This window comes from Sphingobacterium chungjuense, assembly GCF_011316935.1.
GTDB lineage: Bacteria > Bacteroidota > Bacteroidia > Sphingobacteriales > Sphingobacteriaceae > Sphingobacterium > Sphingobacterium chungjuense.
Map to the genome: position 1 here is coordinate 97,133 of NZ_WLYS01000004.1, position 18,017 is coordinate 115,149.

At 41.4% G+C, this 18,017-nt stretch carries 16 protein-coding genes; 8 read left to right on the forward strand and 8 right to left on the reverse strand.

The features are described 5' to 3' along the window. Positions 1–73: 73 nt before the first annotated feature. Entirely contained in the window at positions 74–1,255 is a 1,182-nt protein-coding gene (locus GKO22_RS11150) for a metallophosphoesterase (RefSeq protein ID WP_166335065.1), read from the forward strand. A 62-nt stretch (positions 1,256–1,317) separates the two neighbouring features. Here GKO22_RS11150 and GKO22_RS11155 read toward each other — a convergent pair whose 3' ends face one another. Further along, on the reverse strand, positions 1,318–2,574 hold the full coding sequence (locus GKO22_RS11155) for an MFS transporter (RefSeq protein ID WP_166335067.1): 1,257 nt from the start codon (positions 2,572–2,574) through the stop codon (positions 1,318–1,320). Positions 2,575–2,897: 323 nt separating this feature from the next. Between GKO22_RS11155 and GKO22_RS11160 the strand changes: the two genes are divergently transcribed. Continuing rightward, the gene (locus GKO22_RS11160; RefSeq protein WP_166335068.1) at positions 2,898–3,443 is read left to right on the forward strand and encodes a GNAT family N-acetyltransferase; all 546 of its coding nucleotides are present in this window, start codon (positions 2,898–2,900) and stop codon (positions 3,441–3,443) included. Positions 3,444–3,553: 110 nt separating this feature from the next. Here GKO22_RS11160 and GKO22_RS11165 read toward each other — a convergent pair whose 3' ends face one another. Together GKO22_RS11165 and GKO22_RS11170 are read right to left on the reverse strand one after the other, a co-directional pair. Beyond that, positions 3,554–5,221, reverse strand: a complete 1,668-nt coding sequence (locus GKO22_RS11165) for an IPT/TIG domain-containing protein (protein ID WP_166335070.1) — start codon at positions 5,219–5,221, stop codon at positions 3,554–3,556. 11 nt (positions 5,222–5,232) lie between these two features. Continuing rightward, a complete protein-coding gene (locus GKO22_RS11170; protein ID WP_166335072.1) occupies positions 5,233–5,973 on the reverse strand; it encodes a hypothetical protein in 741 nt (246 codons plus the stop codon). Positions 5,974–6,338: 365 nt separating this feature from the next. On the opposite strand from GKO22_RS11170, the gene eat reads away from it, so the two are divergent. From eat to GKO22_RS11195, 5 genes are read left to right on the forward strand one after another with little or no spacing between them, the layout of a single operon-like run. Further along, positions 6,339–7,646 carry an ethanolamine permease gene (eat, locus tag GKO22_RS11175; RefSeq protein WP_166335074.1) on the forward strand — a complete coding sequence of 436 codons (1,308 nt, stop codon included), beginning with the start codon at positions 6,339–6,341 and terminating at the stop codon, positions 7,644–7,646. Further along, positions 7,643–9,001, forward strand: a complete 1,359-nt coding sequence (locus GKO22_RS11180) for a glutamine synthetase family protein (RefSeq protein ID WP_166335076.1) — start codon at positions 7,643–7,645, stop codon at positions 8,999–9,001. The genes eat and GKO22_RS11180 overlap by 4 nt, the downstream gene beginning before the upstream one ends. Before the next feature lie 2 nt (positions 9,002–9,003). Then, a complete protein-coding gene (locus GKO22_RS11185) occupies positions 9,004–10,152 on the forward strand; it encodes an iron-containing alcohol dehydrogenase (protein ID WP_166335078.1) in 1,149 nt (382 codons plus the stop codon). Further along, positions 10,149–10,901: a gamma-glutamyl-gamma-aminobutyrate hydrolase family protein gene (locus GKO22_RS11190; protein ID WP_206367885.1), complete on the forward strand. Its 753-nt coding sequence runs from the start codon at positions 10,149–10,151 to the stop codon at positions 10,899–10,901. The genes GKO22_RS11185 and GKO22_RS11190 overlap by 4 nt, the downstream gene beginning before the upstream one ends. Then, a complete protein-coding gene (locus tag GKO22_RS11195) occupies positions 10,864–12,228 on the forward strand; it encodes an aldehyde dehydrogenase family protein (protein WP_166335079.1) in 1,365 nt (454 codons plus the stop codon). The genes GKO22_RS11190 and GKO22_RS11195 overlap by 38 nt, the downstream gene beginning before the upstream one ends. A 99-nt stretch (positions 12,229–12,327) precedes the next feature. On the opposite strand, the gene rplT is transcribed toward GKO22_RS11195, so the two are convergent. From rplT to thrS, 4 genes are all read right to left on the reverse strand, one after another. After that, positions 12,328–12,672 (reverse strand): 50S ribosomal protein L20, encoded by a 345-nt coding sequence (gene rplT / locus GKO22_RS11200; protein ID WP_166335081.1) that lies wholly within the window; start codon positions 12,670–12,672, stop codon positions 12,328–12,330. Positions 12,673–12,765: 93 nt separating this feature from the next. After that, complete coding sequence (gene rpmI / locus GKO22_RS11205) at positions 12,766–12,966, reverse strand: 50S ribosomal protein L35 (RefSeq protein WP_066752870.1); 201 nt, start codon at positions 12,964–12,966, stop codon at positions 12,766–12,768. A 34-nt stretch (positions 12,967–13,000) separates the two neighbouring features. Next, a complete protein-coding gene (gene infC, locus GKO22_RS11210; protein ID WP_206367886.1) occupies positions 13,001–13,570 on the reverse strand; it encodes a translation initiation factor IF-3 in 570 nt (189 codons plus the stop codon). A 13-nt stretch (positions 13,571–13,583) separates the two neighbouring features. After that, positions 13,584–15,509, reverse strand: coding sequence for a threonine--tRNA ligase (gene thrS, locus GKO22_RS11215; RefSeq protein ID WP_166335083.1), 1,926 nt, complete (start codon positions 15,507–15,509; stop codon positions 13,584–13,586). A 10-nt stretch (positions 15,510–15,519) separates the two neighbouring features. On the opposite strand from thrS, the gene GKO22_RS11220 reads away from it, so the two are divergent. After that, a complete protein-coding gene (locus GKO22_RS11220; protein ID WP_240920273.1) occupies positions 15,520–16,005 on the forward strand; it encodes a YnfA family protein in 486 nt (161 codons plus the stop codon). 27 nt (positions 16,006–16,032) lie between these two features. Here the strand turns inward: GKO22_RS11220 and GKO22_RS11225 are convergent, their stop codons facing one another. Then, positions 16,033–17,901 carry a YfbK domain-containing protein gene (locus GKO22_RS11225; RefSeq protein WP_166335085.1) on the reverse strand — a complete coding sequence of 623 codons (1,869 nt, stop codon included), beginning with the start codon at positions 17,899–17,901 and terminating at the stop codon, positions 16,033–16,035. Between the last annotated feature and the right edge of the window lie 116 nt (positions 17,902–18,017).

The following is an 18,017-nucleotide window of genomic DNA, read 5'->3' on the forward strand; positions in this document are numbered from 1 at the left end:
TAGGATTTAATAGTATATTTAGAAAGCCGAGCATCCGATGCTCGGCTTTTTTTGATCTCATAAATAGCGTGATATGGCTAGAAGACTCTTACTTTTCCTACTGCTCTTCTTTGTAGTAGATATTTATTTTTATCAAGCAATCATAACCCTTACCGATAATATATACATTCATGTAGCATATTGGTTGATAGACCTGCTTCTTATTGTAGGAATGGTTGTCTTATTCGTAGCAGGCCGAAAACTACGCCATTCGCAACGCTGGCTGACTGGACTGTTTACGATATTACTATCGCTAGCAATTCCAAAACTATTAACAGCGCCTGTACTTTTGCTAGAAGATTTTACACGTCTTTTCAGAAGCTTTCCACCACGCAATATCTATGTTAGCGAACTCGTGTTGTTCCTCGCCATAGTAGTGCTTTTAACCGTCATATTTGGATTAACAAGAGGAAGACATTTTTATAAAGTCCGCAAACTTACACTCCACTTTCCAGATCTACCAGCCGCCTTCGACGGCTTTACGATTACGCAGATTTCAGACATCCATGTCGGCAGTTTTACCAACCAGAAAGAGGTACAAAAAGGAATTGACTTGGCCAACGCACAGCAAAGTGATCTTTTGCTATTCACGGGAGATTTGGTAAATCATGCGGCTTCAGAAATGGACCCGTGGATTTCAGCGTTCGCTCAGCTACAAGCTCCTTATGGCAAATACTCGGTATTAGGCAATCACGATTATGGAGATTACATACAATGGGAGAGCCAAACGGCCAAGGTAGCAAATCTGGAAAGGCTAAAAATGGTGCATAAAGAAATGGGATTTCGGCTATTGTTGAACGAATCGGATCAGATCGAAAAAGAAAGTGAATCTATCGCCTTAGTTGGCGTGGAGAACTGGGGCAAGAATGGCTTTCAGCAATATGGAGATTTGCGGAAAGCGACGGCTCCGCTCCCGACTAATATCTTTAAAGTACTAATGTCGCACGATCCATCGCATTGGGACGTAGTGAGTGAAGATCAGGAGCAACACATACACTTAACACTAGCTGGCCATACGCACGGTATGCAATTTGGTATTGAGCTATTTGGATTCAAATGGAGTCCGATTCAATATTTTTATAAGCGGTGGGCTGGATTATACAAAAGCGGAAGTAAATATCTTTACGTGAATCGGGGCTTTGGATATCATGGCCTAAAAGGTCGCATTGGCATGTGGCCAGAGATAACAGTACTCACCCTAAAACGCAAGCAGTAAAACGTTAATGAGAGCGTTAATAGCACCCTCTTTTCCTTGCAAATTATCAAAAAACCAAGCCTCTATTCCTCAATAAAGTCAAGGTTTTTTGCATAGGTCTCTGGTATCGTAATGACCGCATATAGGCTACATGCATAAACTGTCGCACCCACAACGGCGCCACTAAGGATGACAGAATCGCTCAGCTCACGAAAGCTGGTGTAGAGAAAAGAAATTACGATAAAAAAACCACGCGCGAAATTGGGGGCCGTAGTTGCTACGGTAGCGCGAAGATTCGTGCCGAATTGTTCTGCAGAAACAGTGACGAACATAATCCAATATCCGGAACCCAGCCCAATCCAAAAGCAGAAAAAATAGTACCAATCGCCCGTTTTGAATGGCGCGAATAAAATACATAACACTCCAACGATCGTAAACAACATCATGTATAAAATGGCTTTCCTGCCCGATCGAAGCCATGTGCTGATAAACCCGACAAAGAAATCACCTACAGATAGCCCCACATACAGCCACATAATGGCTATGCCAGGTTTTAAAGTCTCTGTCATACCCTTTGCTCTTCCGAACTCGTTCCCTAGCATCGCTAGAATACCAATCAAATACCAACTTGGCAAAGCCAGCATTAAGCATTTCAAATATTTGAGAAAACGCTTTCGACTAGTAAAGAATAGTGTCAAGTTACCTCTAAGAGCCGTTTTATTTACTGTAAATGACTGATACAATCGAGATTCGTATACGCTTGCTCGCATAAATAATAGGGCGATGCCCATTATGCCGCCAATCCAATATGTAATATGCCAACTACCTACTAATTCCACGGTAAAATTGGCAAATACAGCACCCAAAAAACCAAATCCCGCGACTAAAGACGTACCCAGAGCTCTAAGCTCTTTTGGGAGTGACTCAGAAACCAATGTAACACCTGCTCCCACCTCACCGGCTAATCCGATACCCGCGATAAATCGCAATGCCATATAAATTTCGCCTATATAAGGTGTATGCATAAATGGCAAAAAACCACAGGCTACATTGGCTAATGAATATACAATTATGGAACCGAACAAGACAGATCGCCTTCCTCGCTTATCTCCTAACATGCCCCATAAAATACCTCCTAATAAAATCCCAAACATTTGCCAATTCAGAATAGTAATACCAGTGGTATCCGGATCTAGGCCTAAGTCGACCAAGCTGGGCACGCGAACAATCCCGAACAATAGTAAATCATAGATATCTACAAAATATCCCAATGCAGCAATCACAACTGGCAAACTGAATAAATAGTTTATTTTCTGTTTTCTTGTAAAGGTTCTTGCCATAAATTTTGATTTAATTTATTAACTAAGGAAATAGCGGAAGTTCAGATCATGATATGCATTCGGTTTAAAAGCCTATATAACCCATCAAATATATATACTTTTTTATTTAATAATTAATTTACAGTCGTATTTCACCTTTTATTAATACGATAAGGCTTAAGCTCGAATCTTAGACAAAGATGATTTGCGGTTATCAACTTAAAAGACCTTATCAGATAAATCAGGTCTTAAAGCACAGCTTCGAAATTGTGATGTGCGATTGGTTTAGATTCATAGACCAACTAAAAACTTGTTGTATATTTAGAAAAACGCAAAAACCACCTATGCATGAATCATATTTTATTGAGCAAGCTTTAACGGCAGAAAAAGACCTTATTCAGGGATTAACTGATTTGCTGTTGGATACGGTGAAAAGAGGAGCTTCTATAGGGTTTATGAACGATATCAGCGAACAAGATGCTATTCAATTCTGGACTCAAGTTCTAGATAAAGTAACTCAAGAAAAGACACTACTACTGATCGCTCGTGAGGCTAGCGCGGAGCAAATAATTGGAACGGTACAACTCCAGATCGATTTACCAAGAAATCAAATACACCGGGCTGATGTGGCGAAGATGATGGTGCATTCGGAGCATAGACGCAAAGGTATTGCCGAGCGGCTTTTAGTAGAAATTGAGAAAATTGCTTTAGCGCACGATAAGCATATTCTAGTCTTAGATACGGTAACTGGCAGTCCTGCTCAAAGATTATATCAAAAAAGCGGCTGGATCGAAGTTGGAGATATCCCCGATTACGCCATGTTGCCTAATGGCGAACTGTGCAGTACCACGTATTTTTATAAAAACCTACTCAAGACGAGGGATAATTAGGGTTAATAGTAGCTTCGTTTTTTGAATATAAATACGATAAAATAGAAAATCCTTGCCCGGTCGAAAAATAGAACCAAAGCAAGGATTTCATTCTAGAGTTTTATGCCGGATTATAAAATGGTAAATTCTTCCGGAAAGTTGATCATTTGTCCCTCAACGATGATTGATAAACTCATCTTACCGCGACCAATATTAGAAGGTACATAGACCTCCATGGTTTTGCTATCAACTATTTGAGGGGTCACATAATTCCAACCAAACGCAACATTATTGTTCCAAGCATTTGCACCGAAACCATTACCGCGAATAGTGACTTTTGTCCCTGGTACACCAGATAAAGGAGATACGGAGGTAACAGATGGACCAATAATTTCCATCTCTCCGGGTACGCTCAATCGACCTGAAGGTGTTTCCACCGATAATTTCAATTTGCCTAAATCAACACCTGAAGGTACTGGAACAATCAGTTTGGTGGTTGAATTGGCAACTCCAGAAGTACTTCTGCTACCGAAATAGACCGTGTAGTATTCTCCTGCAATAAAACTGCCTGAGATCTCTATATTGTTGCCAACGGCAGCGATTGCAGGCTGGAAACTACTGACACTATATCCAATTACCTTCAATTTGGTAGGAGATTGTATTTCGTGTGGCCCCACTTTAAAGTAAACATCGTACTCCCCTATAGCCGTATTTGCAGGAACAGTAAAAGACACCTCGCGATTATACCAAGACACATTTATGTAAGATCCTGATCCAATCTTCACTTGGGGTCTTCCAGCTTGGCCATTATTATCTACTATCGCTGAACTATTTAGCTGCATGGTGACTTGTCTTCCAGCAAATACTGAACTATTAGTAAATGAAACAATTTCTGGTGCAGTAACTACAAATTGACCTGGAAGATCAAAGTTCTTACCATTCAACATTACGGTAATAGACGACTTTTCGTCCACATTAAACGGAACGGCAAATCGATTGTAACTATTGTAATTAAGCGGTACATTCACGCCACTCATCCAAATATTTAGAGCAGTCATACTGCTGTAGTAATCGGGTAAATTATCACCAGTCAATGTGACGATTGTGCCGATTGGACCGCTTTCCGGTGTGAAACCTGTATATCTCGCTTGTAGCGTAAGGCCTTGATAATAATTGGCAGTTGTCGCACCTAAATTTATGACAACAGGCAAACTATTACCATGACTCCCCAAAATACCAGAAGGAATAATCGCGGTAATTACCGTGTCTGATGCTGCTAATACCTGTGCAGGACGTTGACCGATCAACACTTCTGTCCGCATAATATTAGGAGAAAAGAATTTGCCACTGATACGAATCGTATCGCCAGCGCTAGCTTGAGAAGGAAATATCCTTCCCGCAGTTGGAACGGGAAGTGCCGCGCTCATAGTTGCGCCGTATACGGTACCACGCTGATCTACGATATAACTACGCACAAAAAGCGTATTTTGATAATTGCTCGTGCTGTTTTGCACTAGATCATCTACCGTCGTTGAAAATTCACCTAAACTGATTGCTTCGCCTAACGAAAGTTTCGTACCAGTTTTCTCATCCAAGTTTTGTGTATAACCGTACAAAAAACCATGATCTACTATTTTACTCGATCCAAAGCCACTAATATTTCCTTTAAAAGTAGCTCCAGTGGTGGAAGGAGCAGTGATAGATACTGTCTGAATTTCAGGTGTGGAGGTAATGTCTTTCTCACAACTGCTTAATAAGAAGGCAATCGCTGATATAATAATTAATATGCTGTTTTTCATAATGGGCTTCTTTAGAATGTGTAACCGATCCGAATTCCGTTCATAAGAGATGTTTTAAAGCTGGTGACCGAACTGTTGCTAACTAAGTCACCGATACCGCCATTCTCTCCGATACTTTCAATCGTAGGGGTCTTATATTTCAGTCGATTATAGCCAACATTGAATTCATAGCCTACAAAGAAGTTTTTGGCCATGTAGAAGTCAAAACCAGCAATGGCTACCGCTCCAAATCGGGTGTAACCGTTTGGAATCAATAGCCCTCGAACATTTGGAAAGTTTGGATTAAACGACATATCAAGCAAGCCATTATCAATTTCAAACACGGTCGCATTAGTAGTTACTTTTTGACTAGAGCTTTGCATACCCCAAGTCAAATCTGCCCCGATATAAGGAGATAACCTCTGCGTACCTCGGAAATGCTTCTCAATACCGATCGTAAAATCTGCTGTACTTTGCTTGTGTACAGTCGAAATGAAGTAACTTTCAGCAGAATATGGTGCTCCACTACTCCAAGTAGAATCGATTACATTGACACCTACACCTAATCTAAGTGCTAGATCATCTTGGATAAAGTACCGGACTTTTACTTGGTTCAACGCATTGTTTAAACTCAGATTGGCTTTGAAGGGGTTGATGTTGAGCTCAGTAGAAAAATTTCCTTTTTTTGACTTCAAACCACCGTCATCGTGATGCTGTGCAAAACCCCATTGCACAAATAATCCCGCGAAAAAGATCGCGATTTTTGTTTTCATAGTTAAATTGATTTGGTGCGCAAATATAGATTTTGTTTCGATATTTTTCTATAATTACGGAAAATATTTACAGAAGTTTATTGTATGGTTGAATACCTAGCAGCTCGAATAAAGCAGGGATACAAATAACTCCTGATCATACCTCATACGAGCAGCCACCTCTAGTCAAAATCTGGCAAAAGAAATTCCTTAGTATGTACTAATTCGTTCGATAAGAAGATCTTAAGCAAGAATAAAAACGAGTTAAATAAATCATTGTTAACTAATGATTTAATTATTATGACTAAATTGGAAGTACGAAATCCAATTTAAGAATAAGCCACATCTCTGTGGCTCTAGTTTACTGTATTTTAATACTAGATTTAATGAGCGCTACGCAACAATTAAAGAAAACACTGAGTCCATTCGCCTTATGGGCACTGGGCGTTGGATATGTCATTTCAGGGATGTATTTCGGGTGGAACTTGGGACTAGAAAAAGGTGGAACATTAGGAATGGCAGTTGCCACCATTACGGTGATGTTCATGTATATTGCATTTACATTGAGCTACACGGAGTTAGCGTGTGCTATCCCAAAAGCAGGAGGTGTTTTTGATTATGCTCATAAAGCACTTGGAAAAGATGTTGCATTTATTGCTGGAATAGCACAAACCGTCGAATTTGTTTTTGCGCCACCAGCTATTGCATTTGCGATAGGCGCGTACTTCAATGCCTTTTATCCCGCTATTCCGATCTTGAGCACAGCGATTTTTGCCTATTTAATATTTACAACTCTTAACATCATTGGTGTAAAAGCTGCCGCTATTTTTGAAATTGTCGTCACCGTGCTTGCCGTTGGAGAGTTATTACTATTCGTTGGTATTGCAGCTCCTAGTTTTGAAACAGAAAATCTCGCTCGCAATGCGTTACCACATAGCTGGTCGGGCGCATTTGCAGCTATACCTTTCGCGATATGGTTTTTTCTGGGAGTGGAGGGCATTGCGAATGTAGCAGAAGAAACCAAAAATCCTCAAAAAGACATCCAAAAAGGTTTTGGATGGGCGATAGCAACTTTGTGCACCTTGTGCATTTTAGTTTTTGTCACGACGATCGGTGTTGCAGGTTGGGAAGCTGTAGTTTTTAAAAATGGTATAGATGGCGAAACATCCGATTCACCGCTCCCTCTAGCGCTATACCTCATCACCGGAGATAATCATCTACTATATCACTTACTCATCACCGTGGGTCTATTTGGATTGATTGCGTCATTTCACGGCTTGATATTGGCGGCAGGTCGTTCGACGTACGAAATGGGGAAAGCGCAAAATTTTCCGCCAATTTTTGGAGAAATTTCGAAGAAATTTCAAACTCCAAGTTACGCTTTAGTCGGTAACATGGTCGTTGGGATTGTAGCTTTACTATCAGGAAAGACAGGCGAAATTATAATTTTAGCCGTTTTTGGTGCGTTAACATTATACATCATTGCTATGATTGCTATGATTCGGTTACGAAATAATGCTCCTGATATGGAACGACCTTTCCGCGCACCGCTCTACCCTATATTTCCCATTAGCGTCATAGCGATAGGATCCATATCGCTGCTATCCATGTTCTACTTCAGTTTTAAAATCGGATTTGTGTACTTATTGATAATAGGCTTCTCTTACATATTATTTAAAACAGTTAAAAGATGACATTAGAAGAAATCGTAAAGTTTGTAGACGAACATCCTTCGTCGAAGTTAAAGCTAGCAGTCACCGATATAGACGGTATTTTGAGAGGTAAATACATCTCTTCAGATAAGTTTAAAGGCTTATCCGATCTAGAACTCAGTTTTTGCGATGTAGTGTTCGGCTGGGATATGCATGATGCAGTGTATGACCAGGTTTCAACGACAAATCTTGATACAGGATATCCAGATGCTCCGATCAAATTAGATTTAAAAACATTTCGTACCATTCCATGGGAAGACGATGTTCCTTTTCTACTTGGCGATTTCTATGATGACAAAGGCGAGCCATCGCCTATATGTCCAAGACAATTACTAAAAAAAGTGATTGACCAATGCGACTCTTTGGGATTTAAACCATTCTGCGCGCAAGAATTTGAATGGTTCAACTTTGAAGAAACTCCCAGCACTTTTGCGGACAAAAACTACAGAGACCCCAAAGTATTAACCCCAGGCATGTTCGGTTACTCGATCCTTCGCAGCACATTGAAAAAGGATTATATCAGTGACTTATTCAGCCTCCTAAAAGCCTTTGACATTCCACTAGAAGGTCTACACACCGAAACTGGACCTGGCGTATATGAAGCTGCTATTACTTATTCTGATGCCTTAGAAGCTGCAGACAGAGCTACATTATTCAAGACTGCAGTCAAAGAGATTGCTTACAAGCATGGTATCATGGCTACTTTCATGGCAAAATGGGATGAAAATCTTCCAGGCTGCAGTGGTCACGTGCATCAGAGTTTATGGGATAAAGCCGGAAAAGTTAACCTGTTTTATGAGGAAGAATCGTCGGACAAAATGAGTCCGTTGATGAAAAACTATTTGGCGGGACAACTGCACTGCTTGCCGCATATTTTACCGCTGCTTGCTCCTACGATAAATAGTTATAAAAGATTGGTAGAAGGCGCGTGGGCACCAACTACATTAACGTGGGCCGTGGATAATCGCACTGTTGCTGTGCGTATATTGCCTACCGGCAAAAAATCAACCAGAATCGAAACAAGAGTGGTAGGATCAGACACCAATCCATATCTGGCTATTGCAGCATGCCTAGCATCGGGTTTATACGGCATACGTCATCAATTGCCATTAGAGCAACCGAAAACGCTGGGAAATGGATATAAAGATAAATCGAATGGCACATTACCATCCAATCTTTATGAAGCCAATCAGCAAATGAAAAATAGTCCGATCGCTCAGGAATTGTTTGGAAATAAGTTCGTCGAGCACTTCTGTGCAACCAGAGATTGGGAATGGCAACAGTTTGCACAACATGTGACCGATTGGGAGTTGAAGCGATACTTTGAAATCATATAATTATGGATCCTTATCAAATAGTACAGTTTAACATACCGACCATTGTTCGCTTTGGTTGCGGAGCCACACGAGAACTGCCTGCCTACCTCGCTAGTGAAGGGCTATCTAGACCATTGATCGTGACCGATCCCACCGTTGCCAACTTACCATTTTTCGCAGATATCGTCCGCCAATTGCAAAAGCAAAATATTCATGTTGAGCTATTCTCCGATATACATAAAAATCCAGTCAAATCAGATGTGTACCATGGAGTGGATGTTTGGGATAATTCCGACCGAGACTCCGTGATAGGAATTGGTGGTGGTGCAGCTTTAGACATTGCTCGAGCGATTGTATTACGCGTACATCATCGAGACGATCTTTTTAAATATGATGATTTGATCGGAGGAGATGTTTATGTAACAGGAGACGTCCCTCCTTTTATTGCGATTCCGACAACAGCAGGAACAGGTAGTGAAGTGGGGCGAAGTGCCATTATAGCTGATGACGAAACACATCAGAAGAGAATATTATTTTCTCCAAAACTACTCGCAAAAATAGTATTTGCCGATCCATTGCTTACCATGGAGCTACCGCCGCATATCACAGCGGCTACTGGGATGGATGCATTGACTCATAATATCGAAGCATTTCTCGCTAAAAATTATAACCCAATCTGTGATGGGATAGCTTTGGAAGGAATACGGCTGATCAGTCAATCATTAAAAGATGCCGTACTCAACCCTAATGAGGAATCGCGCAGCAATATGTTACTGGCCTCTATGATGGGTGCAATCGCCTTTCAGAAAGGTTTAGGAGTTGTTCACTCTTTAGCACATCCGCTTTCTTCTTTACTTGACACACATCATGGACTGGCAAATGCCGTAAACTTAGCACACGGTTTGGCATTTAATCTGGAGGGAAATGAAGATAAATACCGCCGTATTGCCCAAAGTTTGGGATTGAAAGATGTATCGGGAGAAGCAGTGATCGATTATATAAATCAATTGAACACACAAATATCTATTCCGAAAAATCTTAGCAGCATTGGCGTGCAAGAATCGCATCTAGAAACATTGGCAGACCTAGCTTTTGCAGATTTTGCACACCCGAACAATCCTAAACCCGTTAGCCGAGACGATTTTTACAGTTTATATAAAAAAGCATTATGAGTAAGGTCAAAATCGGATTGACAGATGGTCGAGCCTATGAGTTGTATGCCCAATGGATCACCTCACTATCTGACGATATCGAACTTATCCAATTAGGTTATCGATTGAACAATATCAATGATTTAGATTTTTGTGACGGTCTAATTTTTTCAGGTGGCGAAGACGTGCACCCACAAAGGTATAAGTCTCCAGAATACCTTTCCTACTGCGAAGAGGAAGATTTCGATCTCGAAAGAGATGAATTTGAGTGGCAACTCTTACACAAATTAGCTGTAAAACCCATCCCCATATTGGGAATATGCAGAGGTATGCAACTCCTGAATGTATACCACGGTGGAACACTCATTCCGGATCTTACGTCATGGGGGAAATTTAATCACTCCAAAGGAAAAGACGGTTTGCCGACCACGCATCAAGTACATATTGACGAGCAATCCTATTTAAGATCTGTCCTTGGGCAATCTACTGGATATACGAATAGTCTACATCATCAAAGTTTAGACCGGGTCGGAAAAGGACTTGTAGTTACCGCTATATCTCCAGATGGAGTTGTAGAAGCATTGGAAAATAAGGAAATACAACCATCCAATTATTTGCTCGCCGTACAATGGCATCCGGAAAGAATGAATGACAGAGAAAGCCCATTTGTGAAAAATATAGGTTTAGATTTCATAAAACAGGTTTTATTATTTACGCAAAGCAATCAAAACGATGAAAACAATAAATCCAGCCACAGGACAATACATTAACGACCTGCAAGAAGATACCCGAGAAACGCTAGCAGAAAAGTTTGCGTTAATTCAAGCGGCACAAGCATCTTGGTCTGCCAATTCATTAACGTATCGAGTAGCCATATTGGTGAAGTTTATGCAATTGCTAGATGAAAAAGTTACATACCTAAGCACCATCTTGAGTGAAGAAACCGGGAAACCTCTGCAACAAGCTCAAAATGAAATCAGAGGAGCTATTTCGAGGATCAAGTGGTTAACAGAGCATGCAGAAGAATACTTCTCAGACGAGGTAATGAGCAATTCCGGTGGCGTACAAGAAGTGATAAGTTATGATCCGCTCGGTATCATCTGCAACATATCAGCTTGGAACTATCCTTACTTGGTTGGGGTCAACGTATTTGTACCAGCGCTTATCGCTGGAAATGGCGTGATGTACAAACCATCTGAATTTGCAACAAACACTGGTATCGCCATCTCCGATCTACTATTGTCAGCCGGTGTTCCGCCTGATGTTTTTCAGTTAGCGGTTGGTGGATCTACCGTTGGTCAATCACTTTTGGAGATGGAATTTGATGGATACTATTTCACTGGTTCTTACAAAACTGGCCAATATATCTACGAAAAAGTAGCGCCCAAGTTAGTTCCCTGCCAACTAGAGCTTGGTGGAAAAGATCCGGTATACATCACTGAAGATATCGTAGATATTGAAAAAGTAGCTGCAGATACCGCAGAAGGTGCGTTCTACAACAATGGACAAAGCTGTTGTTCTGTAGAACGCATCTACGTTCACGAAAAAGTGTATGAGCAATACGTAGCGGCATTCACACAACAAGTCAATAACTGGAAATTGGATTTACCGACGGAACCTGATGTGTTTTTTGGCCCACTTACCAGAAAAGATCAGGTCAGCTTCCTTGAAAAACAGCTAACGGATGCATTGAACAAAGGTGCAAAGCTTGTTTCAGAGAAAAAAGAACTTCCCGACTCAGGATATTACTTCTCTCCCGCTGTGCTTACCCATGTGAATCACGAGATGGAGGTCATGAAAGAAGAAAGTTTCGGCCCCATCATTGGTATTATGAAAGTAAGCTCTGATAAAGAAGCCATTGAGTTGATGCAAGACACCCCATATGGCCTGACGGCGAGTGTGTATACCGCAAAAGAAGCACATGCGAAATCTATCTTGCGAGAAATTAAAACCGGAACTGCATATTGGAATTGTTGTGACCGTGTCGTTGGGGCGTTACCTTGGAGTGGAAGAAATCATTCTGGTATCGGAGTGACGCTGTCTCATCAAGGATTGAGAGCTTTTACGCATCCTAGAGCTTGGCATCTAAAGAAATAGTCAAGATAACGGCAAACTTTACTATGTAAAAGACATAAAAAAAGGAGCCCGAAGGTTCCTTTTTCATATCTCTAACAAATTGATATCGGGTTTAAAACTCTATTTTACTGCGTCTACAACTGCTTTGAAAGCTTCTGGGTGGTTCAATGCTAAGTCAGCCAACACCTTACGGTTCAAGCCGATGTTTTTAGCATTCAATTTACCAATTAGTTGAGAATACGAAACACCGTGTTGACGGGCGCCCGCATTGATACGCTGGATCCATAAAGCTCTGAACTCGCGTTTTTTGGTTTTACGGTCGCGGTAAGCGTACTGTAAACCTTTTTCTACTGTATTTTTAGCAATAGTATAAACTTTGCTACGTGAACCGAAATAGCCTTTGGCTAATTTCATGATTCTTTTTCTTCTTCTTCTCGAAGCTACTGCGTTAACCGAACGTGGCATAATGTTGAAATTTTATTTGGTTAAAGGCGTTACGTTTTTCAGCAATCTTACAACCTACAACCTGGTTAAAAAATTATTATTAATGAATTGGACTTATTTACCGATAGCAAGCATGCGTTTCACATTGCCCATATCAGCATCATGAACATAACTAGTTTGTGTCAAGTTACGTTTTTGTTTAGTCGTTTTCTTAGTCAAGATGTGGCTTTTGAAGGCACTTTTTCTTGCAATTTTACCTGTTCCAGTTAGCTTAAAGCGTTTTTTAGCGCTGGAATTGGTTTTTACTTTTGGCATAATATTAAAAATTATATATCAATCTGTTAGATGTTTATTTTTTAGCCGCTACTTTCGGAGCTAAGGTCAAGAACATACGCTTACCTTCTAATTTAGGCAGCAATTCTACTTTACCATAGTCTTCTAATGCTTGCGCGAAGCGGAGCAATAAGATCTCCCCTTGTTCCTTAAACACAATCGCACGACCTTTGAAGTGTACATAAGCGCGAACTTTCTCGCCACTTTCTAAGAACTTCATCGCATGCTTCAATTTGAACTCGAAGTCATGATCGCTGGTGTTAGGTCCAAAACGGATCTCCTTAATGACAGTTTGTTTGGCATTCGCCTTGATCTCCTTTTGTTTTTTCTTTTGCTCGTAAACGAATTTACTGTAGTCAATGATTTTACAAACCGGAGGCGTGGCATTTGGAGAGATCTCCACCAAATCCAACTCCAACTCATCAGCAAGTTCAACCGCTTTACGAGTGGGATAAATCCCAGGCTCAATATTATCACCTACTAGACGTACCTCAGGTACGCGGATGTTTTCATTGATGCGGTGTTCAGGCTCCTTTTTACGGATTGGCCCTCTACCTCTATTACCAAAATTGCTACTTTTTGCCAAATGCTTATATTATTTAAACCGTTATTTCTTTAATTAATAATTCTTTGAATGCTTCTGAGGTCATTGAACCCAGATCGACAGACCCATGCTTACGAACAGATACCGTGCCACTTTCGATCTCTTTATCCCCTATAATTAACATATAAGGCAGTTTTTTCATCTCCGCGTCACGAATTTTACGACCTACCTTCTCATCACGCAAGTCAATCAGTCCGCGAATATCGGAATTATTTAGGGAATTTAAAACATTTTGCGCGTATTCCTCGTATTTTTCGGATACCGGCAAGATGATAAATTGCTCAGGAGCAAGCCATAACGGGAACTGACCAGCACAGTGTTCGATGAGTACTGCTACGAAGCGTTCCAACGAACCAAACGGTGCACGGTGAATCATCACCGGACGATGTTTTTGATTGTCACTTCCTGTATATTCCAATTCAAAACGCTCTGGCAAATTGTAATCCACTTGGATCGTGCCTAACTGCCATTTACGTCCTAAAGCATCTTTGACCATGAAATCCAATTTTGGACCGTAGAAAGCTGCTTCGCCATATTCGATCACCGAATTCAAGCCTTTTTCGGCAGTCGCTTCAATGATCGCCTGCTCTGCTAAAGTCCAGTTTTCTTCTGTACCGATGTATTTCGTTTTATTGTTTGGATCACGAAGCGATACCTGCGCAGTATAATCATCGAAACCTAAAGCACCAAAAACGTATAGCACTAAGTCGATTACTTTTTTGAATTCCTCCTTTACCTGATCTGGGCGACAGAACAAGTGGGCATCATCTTGTGTGAAGCCACGTACGCGAGTCAATCCGTGCAATTCACCCGATTGCTCGTAACGATATACCGTACCAAATTCTGCAAAACGTACTGGCAAATCTTTGTAGGATCTTGGTTTTGTTTTATAGATCTCACAGTGGTGCGGACAGTTCATCGGTTTTAAGAAAAACTCCTCTCCTTCTACAGGCGTTTTGATCGGCTGAAAAGAATCTTCACCATATTTATCATAGTGACCCGAAGTCACATACAATTGTTTGTGTCCAATATGAGGTGTTACCACCGGCTCATAACCTGCTTTCAACTGCGCTTTTTGCAAGAAATCCATCAATTTCTGACGCAAAGCCGCACCTTTTGGCAACCACAATGGCAAGCCCATGCCTACTTTTTCAGAGAAAGCAAACAACTCTAATTCTTTACCCAATTTACGGTGATCGCGTTTCTTCGCCTCTTCGATCATTTTTAGGTAATCGGTGAGCTCAGACGCTTTTGGAAAAGTTACGCCGTAAATACGAGTCAATTGCTTGCGCGACTCATCGCCACGCCAATAAGCACCTGCCACGTTCGTCAGCTTGATCGCTTTGATCACACCTGTTTGTGGAATGTGTGGTCCACGACATAGATCGGTGAATTGGCCTTGTGAGTAAAAAGTGATTTTACCATCTTCCAGATCCTTGATTAGATCTAGTTTATACTCATCGCCTTTTTCTTCGAAATAAGCAATAGCATCAGCTTTGGAAACCGCGCGACGCTCAAAAACTTCTTTTTGCTTCGCTAGTTCCAGCATTTTGTCTTCGACTTTCTTGAAGTCGTCGGACGAGAATTCCTGATCGCCAAAATCCACATCGTAATAGAATCCCGTCTGGATAGCAGGGCCAATACCAAACTTAATGCCTGGATAAAGTGCCTCTAATGCTTCGGCCAACAAGTGGGCGGAAGAATGCCAAAAGGTCGATTTCCCTTGATCATCATTCCAAGTAAGGAGTTTGACATGAGCATCTTGCTCAATAGCTCTCGATGCATCCCATACTTCGCCATCTACTTCGGCAGCCAACACATTTCTGGCCAGACCTTCGGAAATAGACAAGGCGATCTGCATAGCAGTAACGCCGGATTCATACGCACGGACGGAGCCGTCAGGAAGTGTAATGTTAATCATAGTACAACTTATGATTTTAGATTATAAAAAAACGTTTGATAATACTCCTGAAGGCACAACATACTACGTTGGCATACTTCAGAAGCGTGTTTCACACTTTGGAAAACCCCATTCCAAAGTGCCACAAATGTCCGAAAAAAAATCAGAAAACCGCGTATCTTTGAATGATATGGATTTAAAATCAATACCAATATTTCTACTAGCCGGCCTGTGCGAGATCGGCGGCGGTTACCTGATATGGTTATGGCTCCGAGCCGATAAACCTTGGTGGTTTGCGGTTTTAGGAGCCATTATTCTTGCATTTTACGGCGTCGTAGCCACTTGGCAATCCGCAGATTTCGCACGCGTGTACGCGACGTATGGCGGCATATTTATCGTTTTATCCATCATTTGGGCGATGATTTTTGATGATTTTACACCAGATAGATACGATATACTCGGTGGAATAATTGCTTTGATTGGCGTTTGCATCATCTATTATGCCCCAAGATCATAACAGATGATGCTGAATACGCCGCGGAGGTTATCGATCTGCTTTATACAAGGCGCGTGCATCTTGCGCTAATCTTACAAATTCTGCTCGATAACCTTCTTCATCCTTCCCACGCGATTCTTTTGCTCGCGCAATCAATTGATCGAAATTAGCTTGTTGTTTATAATCCGAATTGCGAATCAGCATACCCAATTCCGCTACGGCGGTCGCAAAACGTAAATCTTGTGACGTTTGTGCTAGTGCAGTTACTTTGGGATTCACCACGTGGGTAACTAGCTTGCTCACTTCACCATCCGGCTCTTTGTAACGGAATTTTACGGTCGCCAACTCCTTTTTATTAATGGTAGATTTCGGCTTAGTGTTCTCCTGATATTTTAAATCATCCACCGCTCCATCAAAATTGCTTTTTACACCTTGTGGAATGATCTCGTACAAAGCCGTGACCGTATGACCAACGCCCATATCGCCGCCCAGTTTTTCGTCATTATTAAAGTCTTCCGCTTCTAGCAGATTGTGCTCATAACCCACCAAACGATACGACTGTACAAAATGCGGATTAAACTCCACTTGGATCTTCACATCCTTGGCTACGGTAAATAAACTTGCGCCAAATTCGGTGACAATTGCTTTCCGCGCTTCCGAAATATTATCAATATACGCATAGTTCCCATGTCCTTTATTGGCCAACATCTCTAGCTTGCTATCTTTATAATTACCCATTCCATAGCCCAATATCGAGATGTAAATTCCGTCATTACGCTCTTTGGCAATCAGTTTCTCCATTTCTTCATCGCTAGATTCGCCAACATTAAAATCACCATCTGTGGCCATAATAATTCGATTATTTCCCGCTTTTGCAAAGTGAGCGCGCGCTATCTGATACGCTTTGGTCATGCCAGCACCTCCAGCCGTAGAACCCGACGCCTGCAAAGCATCCAATATATCTTTGATCTTTCTTTTCTCCTTACCAGAAGTACTCTCCAAAGCCACAACCGCAGAACCCGCGTAAGTGACAATAGCCACACGATCTTCATCGCGCAATTGATCTACCAACATTTTATAAGAACTTTTTACTAATGGCAACTTATTACTGCTACTCATAGATCCCGACACGTCAATCAGAAACACAAAATTTGCCGCAGGAAGCTTTTCGCTTGGTATATCCTTCGCTTTCAGCGCTACGCGCAACAGCTGATGTTGTGTATTCCATGGTGCTTGAGTCAGTTCCGTAACCACGCGAACAGGATCTCCATTTGTCGGGCCAGACAAATCGTACGTAAAATAGTTAATCATCTCTTCTACCCGAACAGCATCTGCATTTGGCATCTGACCTTGATTTAGAAAACGACGTACGTTGCTGTAGGAAGCGGCATCTACATCTGCCGCGAAAGTCGATAACGGTTCCGTGGTAGTACGCACAAATTTATTTTCTGCTATTTTTTTATAGCTTTCTGAACTATTCATGGTTGCGGAGCGATACATTATTGGCCGAACATGCACGCCACCGCCCACATAAGCTGTTAGAGTTTCTCCTCGTTTGATAGCATATTCTCCTGCATACACATCATTTCTAGTCGGAATCGAATTACGATCACTTTCTACATGGTCGATTTGCAAAGCGACGTCGATCTGTGCTTCTTGCCCAACGTTTCGCTCTACCGTTGCAAATCCTCCCCGTGAAAACACCAATACTTGTCCCAGCTCTGCATTGATCTGGTAATAACCTTTCTCATCTGTCGTCGTTTGCATCGACTTCCCTTTTACCGCCACGGAAACACCGCCTAGTGCCGCACCAGAACTTGCTTTTTTGACATAACCTGTAATACTTTTAGCCATTACCGCTTGCGTGCCTAATAGGATAATAAACATCCACACGCTTTTTAATGTATTTACTTTCATACTCATCATTTTTTTAATGTGCTTTAATACGTTTCTACTTCAGTTGAAAACTACTACCCCACCGAAGCTGTTCTATTCGGTATTAGCTGCGTTCGCACAAGGGATGCACATCATGT

Excerpts from the sequence above, each read along its gene's own strand:
- GKO22_RS11150 (WP_166335065.1), top strand. The coding sequence starts at position 74 with ATGGCTAGAAGACTCTTACTTTTCCTACTGCTCTTCTTTGTAGTAGAT.
- GKO22_RS11155 (WP_166335067.1), bottom strand. The coding sequence starts at position 2,574 with ATGGCAAGAACCTTTACAAGAAAACAGAAAATAAACTATTTATTCAGT.
- GKO22_RS11160 (WP_166335068.1), top strand. The coding sequence starts at position 2,898 with ATGCATGAATCATATTTTATTGAGCAAGCTTTAACGGCAGAAAAAGAC.
- GKO22_RS11165 (WP_166335070.1), bottom strand. The coding sequence starts at position 5,221 with ATGAAAAACAGCATATTAATTATTATATCAGCGATTGCCTTCTTATTA.
- GKO22_RS11170 (WP_166335072.1), bottom strand. The coding sequence starts at position 5,973 with ATGAAAACAAAAATCGCGATCTTTTTCGCGGGATTATTTGTGCAATGG.
- eat (WP_166335074.1), top strand. The coding sequence starts at position 6,339 with ATGAGCGCTACGCAACAATTAAAGAAAACACTGAGTCCATTCGCCTTA.
- GKO22_RS11180 (WP_166335076.1), top strand. The coding sequence starts at position 7,643 with ATGACATTAGAAGAAATCGTAAAGTTTGTAGACGAACATCCTTCGTCG.
- GKO22_RS11185 (WP_166335078.1), top strand. The coding sequence starts at position 9,004 with ATGGATCCTTATCAAATAGTACAGTTTAACATACCGACCATTGTTCGC.
- GKO22_RS11190 (WP_206367885.1), top strand. The coding sequence starts at position 10,149 with ATGAGTAAGGTCAAAATCGGATTGACAGATGGTCGAGCCTATGAGTTG.
- GKO22_RS11195 (WP_166335079.1), top strand. The coding sequence starts at position 10,864 with ATGAAAACAATAAATCCAGCCACAGGACAATACATTAACGACCTGCAA.
- rplT (WP_166335081.1), bottom strand. The coding sequence starts at position 12,672 with ATGCCACGTTCGGTTAACGCAGTAGCTTCGAGAAGAAGAAGAAAAAGA.
- rpmI (WP_066752870.1), bottom strand. The coding sequence starts at position 12,966 with ATGCCAAAAGTAAAAACCAATTCCAGCGCTAAAAAACGCTTTAAGCTA.
- thrS (WP_166335083.1), bottom strand. The coding sequence starts at position 15,509 with ATGATTAACATTACACTTCCTGACGGCTCCGTCCGTGCGTATGAATCC.
- GKO22_RS11220 (WP_240920273.1), top strand. The coding sequence starts at position 15,520 with ATGATTTTAGATTATAAAAAAACGTTTGATAATACTCCTGAAGGCACA.
- GKO22_RS11225 (WP_166335085.1), bottom strand. The coding sequence starts at position 17,901 with ATGAAAGTAAATACATTAAAAAGCGTGTGGATGTTTATTATCCTATTA.